7 protein-coding genes are annotated in these 3,237 nt (G+C 34.2%); 4 read left to right on the top strand and 3 right to left on the bottom strand.

Annotated elements, in window-relative coordinates; translation table 11 throughout:
* From ACFIKN_RS09575 to ACFIKN_RS09565, 3 genes are all read right to left on the bottom strand, one after another.
* Positions 1-394: hypothetical protein (locus tag ACFIKN_RS09575; protein WP_375658338.1), on the bottom strand; the 394-nt coding region annotated here is incomplete at its 3' end.
* A 254-nt stretch (positions 395-648) separates the two neighbouring features.
* The gene (locus ACFIKN_RS09570) at positions 649-1,014 is read right to left on the bottom strand and encodes a hypothetical protein (RefSeq protein WP_208431513.1); all 366 of its coding nucleotides are present in this window, start codon (positions 1,012-1,014) and stop codon (positions 649-651) included.
* Positions 1,015-1,113: 99 nt separating this feature from the next.
* On the bottom strand, positions 1,114-1,359 hold the full coding sequence (locus ACFIKN_RS09565) for a helix-turn-helix transcriptional regulator (RefSeq protein WP_375658337.1): 246 nt from the start codon (positions 1,357-1,359) through the stop codon (positions 1,114-1,116).
* Between the two features lie 100 nt (positions 1,360-1,459).
* On the opposite strand from ACFIKN_RS09565, the gene ACFIKN_RS09560 reads away from it, so the two are divergent.
* The 4 genes from ACFIKN_RS09560 to ACFIKN_RS09545 form a co-directional block, all read left to right on the top strand.
* Positions 1,460-2,062 carry a S24 family peptidase gene (locus ACFIKN_RS09560; RefSeq protein ID WP_375627583.1) on the top strand — a complete coding sequence of 201 codons (603 nt, stop codon included), beginning with the start codon at positions 1,460-1,462 and terminating at the stop codon, positions 2,060-2,062.
* 170 nt (positions 2,063-2,232) lie between these two features.
* Positions 2,233-2,607, top strand: coding sequence for a hypothetical protein (locus ACFIKN_RS09555; RefSeq protein WP_375658336.1), 375 nt, complete (start codon positions 2,233-2,235; stop codon positions 2,605-2,607).
* A 65-nt stretch (positions 2,608-2,672) separates the two neighbouring features.
* Positions 2,673-3,107, top strand: a complete 435-nt coding sequence (locus tag ACFIKN_RS09550; RefSeq protein ID WP_375657641.1) for an antA/AntB antirepressor family protein — start codon at positions 2,673-2,675, stop codon at positions 3,105-3,107.
* Positions 3,100-3,237: Rha family transcriptional regulator (locus ACFIKN_RS09545; RefSeq protein ID WP_375658339.1), on the top strand; the 138-nt coding region annotated here is incomplete at its 3' end. The genes ACFIKN_RS09550 and ACFIKN_RS09545, both read left to right, overlap by 8 nt.

The following is a 3,237-nucleotide window of genomic DNA, read 5'->3' as shown; positions in this document are numbered from 1 at the left end:
TTTCTTCTTCTCTTTTTTTGATGAGGTCATCCCTTAAGAAGCCAAGATTACTTTCGACTAAAGCTGTAAACAAAAGTAGCTCATTTAAGCGATGAAAAGATGACAAATCTTGAGAAAAATAATTATCAAACCAAGTTGTAAAAGCTTGCGTAAAGGCAGATGAAAACCATTGATTAAAATCATCGTATGGCAATAACGGAAAATAATTTCTATCATCACGCGCAAAAATATTTTGCAGTATATAGACAAGATAACCTGTTGATGAGGGATCTATGCAACTTTCACATGTCTGATTAGGCGAGCGAACACCATAATATATGTCTTCACGTCCAATCTTATTAACAAGATTAATCAACTTGACTTTACTTATAGTGATATGCGGGACATCTATCATCTCTGATCTTTCTTTTTAAGAGTCTAAATGCTGCTGTTGTGACAGGGCGCGTTGTGATTGCCTGTCTTGCAAAAATGTTTTTGAAAAAGGAACCTCGCAATGATTCATTGTTAATTAACAATCCTCATTTTTGGCTCAAATGACGCAAGTTAAAAAACTTCTCCTGCAAAAATAAAATCGATCAATCTCGGTTCTTCTTTTTTGTTGATTAACTCAGTGATTTTATTGNTCATTTTTGGCTCAAATGACGCAAGTTAAAAAACTTCTCCTGCAAAAATAAAATCGATCAATCTCGGTTCTTCTTTTTTGTTGATTAACTCAGTGATTTTATTGTTTAATTCATCAATAACTTTCATCTGTGAAGCTAACTTTAGCCTTTGGCTGTATAGCGTTTCATTTTTTTGCTTAATTAAAGAGGATAGGTTTTCAAGTACTACTTGCTGTTGTTCAATTGACTTATCTCGCTCTGCAAGAGTGGCTTCATGCCATCTCATCCAATTATCAAATTGTGACTTATGCCATTCTTCTTGTTTTGCAAGAACTTTTGTATGAGTTCTATGTCGTTTTATAAGATCTTCTATGCTACAATCACGATCCGGTATTTGTATAAATTCTTTCACAAACTTATCTCCATTCTCAATTTTCGTATTACAACCTATTAATCTACAAATCCGTGTGTAGAGTTTCTTCAATATTCCGTTTCTCATGATCTTTCTTCTTTAAGAGTGTGAAGGCTGCTGTTGCTGTTCGTTACTATCTGTAGGAGCAGCAATAAAAGCAGAACTAGAGCTAGAACTATCCTTCAACTTTTGCAGCTTTAAATAACTATTTAAAGATAGTCCTTTGCCTTGTTCCCAACGACAAACAGAAGCTTGCTTAACACCTAAAATATCTGCTAATTCCTTTTGTGTTAGCGATAAACACTTTCGGATAGATTTAATCTTTAATTTTTCCTCTGTGTCCATTTGAGTTAAGCTCCTTATTTTTAACCATATACGCAATTGTATAGAGTTAATTAAAAAAAACAATAGATTTTTTTAATTTTAAAATCATAAGTAACTAATTATGACGAAAAATATTATTGCGACATTGCAAGTATTGCAATCTGAGTTTGGTCTTAATCAAAAAGATCTTGCCGATAGATTAAATGTAACCCAAGCGACCGTGTCAAGATGGTTAGGAAGTGAATCAGATCCCAGAGGTTCACACAGAGACTCAATTTTAGAACTTTATAAAAGCTTAAAAGGTTATAATCAAATTACTACAGTTGTTCCTGTTATGGGGTATGTAGGAGCAGGATTAGAGATTGATACCGATGTTGAGCAAATCCCAGAAGATGGGCTTGAAACAATCGAAATACCATTTGATTTGCCTTTTGAAACAATAGGATTCATGGTTCGTGGAGATTCCATGTATCCCGTATATAAAGATGGTGATTTAATCGTAGTTAAACATCTGCAAACAAAGCCAATGAGCGATTATTACGGTGATGAAGTTGTCGTTCTAACAGAAGATAATAGGCGTTTCATCAAACAAATTACTCGCTCTTCAGAGGGCATTGTACTCAAATCATGGAATGCGCTACCTATTAAAAATGCAAAGATAAAATGGGTTGGAGAAATAGTTGCAATATTACCGCGCAAATCCTATCGTCTACTTATGAAGTAATCCCAATAAAGTTTTTGATTCTATTGCTTGTGAAGATGGCATTTAAGTGAAAATGCAAAAAAAATGAAATATATGCGATTTTTTGCTTGCTTATATTTATACATTTACGTATAAGTAATTATACAAACCACGCACAAACAATCGCCAAGAGGCGTTAGGGAGGAAAAATTATGGATAAGCCAATTCTTATAAATTCCAATGAAATTTTATTAGTTGCCTACGATAAAGATCAACACATTGCAGAGTCTGGACCACTTGATGCAAGCCAAATTCTAAGCATTGTTGATGAGGTAGATGATGCAATCCAAATCTTTCGCATCAATCCTTCTGAGAATAATTGTGAAGATATCTCTGAAGAAATTGCAGAAGCATATGTAAAAGAAAATATCGAACATCTCCATGAGGATAGTGAGGTTCATGACTTTGTACGCGAAAGTGATGCTTACCAAGAACTTTTAGACGAGATCGCAGACGAAAAATATAATGATGAGATTTACGGTACTTACGAACAACAACACCGTTTGCGTGCATGTGATGTGCTTTAAATTCTGAAGGGCGCTTTTAAAAACGCCCCCTTTCATTCATCAATCCCATCAACATGAGGTTCGTAATGGAAAAGCTTCTTGCTACTCAATACAATATTATTCAGCATCAAAAGGTTCAAACTATTAGCGCTCGTGATTTATATACCTTTTTAGAGGTAAAAACCGAGTTTAGAAAGTGGATAACAAACTGTATTAAAGAACTTAGCTTTAGAGAAGATGTCGACTTTGTACTTTCTACTAAAGAATTATCAAACTCCTCACGTGGAAATCCTTTTAAAGATTATGCTCTCACTTTAGACACAGCAAAACACATTGCCATTTGTGAACCTGGTCTCAAAGGTAAACAAGTGCGTGAATATTTTCTGAAATGCGAAAAAAAAGCAAATTCAAAAATCGATTATTCAAATCCTGAAACATTAGAAGATTTCTTAAGACATCTAAGACAGCAAATTAAGCACAATGACAATGTTGTCACAACGAACGGAGTGAAGCATGCATAATTTTATCACAACATCTGAAAGAAATTTTCAAAACACAACAGTTCAAACGATGTCTAGTCGTGAAATTGCAGAGTTATGCGGTAAGCAACATGCGCATATTATGCGTGATATTCGACAAATGTTAGGAGAA

The organism is Bartonella sp. CL436QHHD (genome assembly GCF_042195105.1).
In the GTDB taxonomy this organism is placed as follows: Bacteria; Pseudomonadota; Alphaproteobacteria; order Rhizobiales; family Rhizobiaceae; genus Bartonella.
This window is presented reverse-complemented; position numbering and strand designations above follow the sequence as displayed.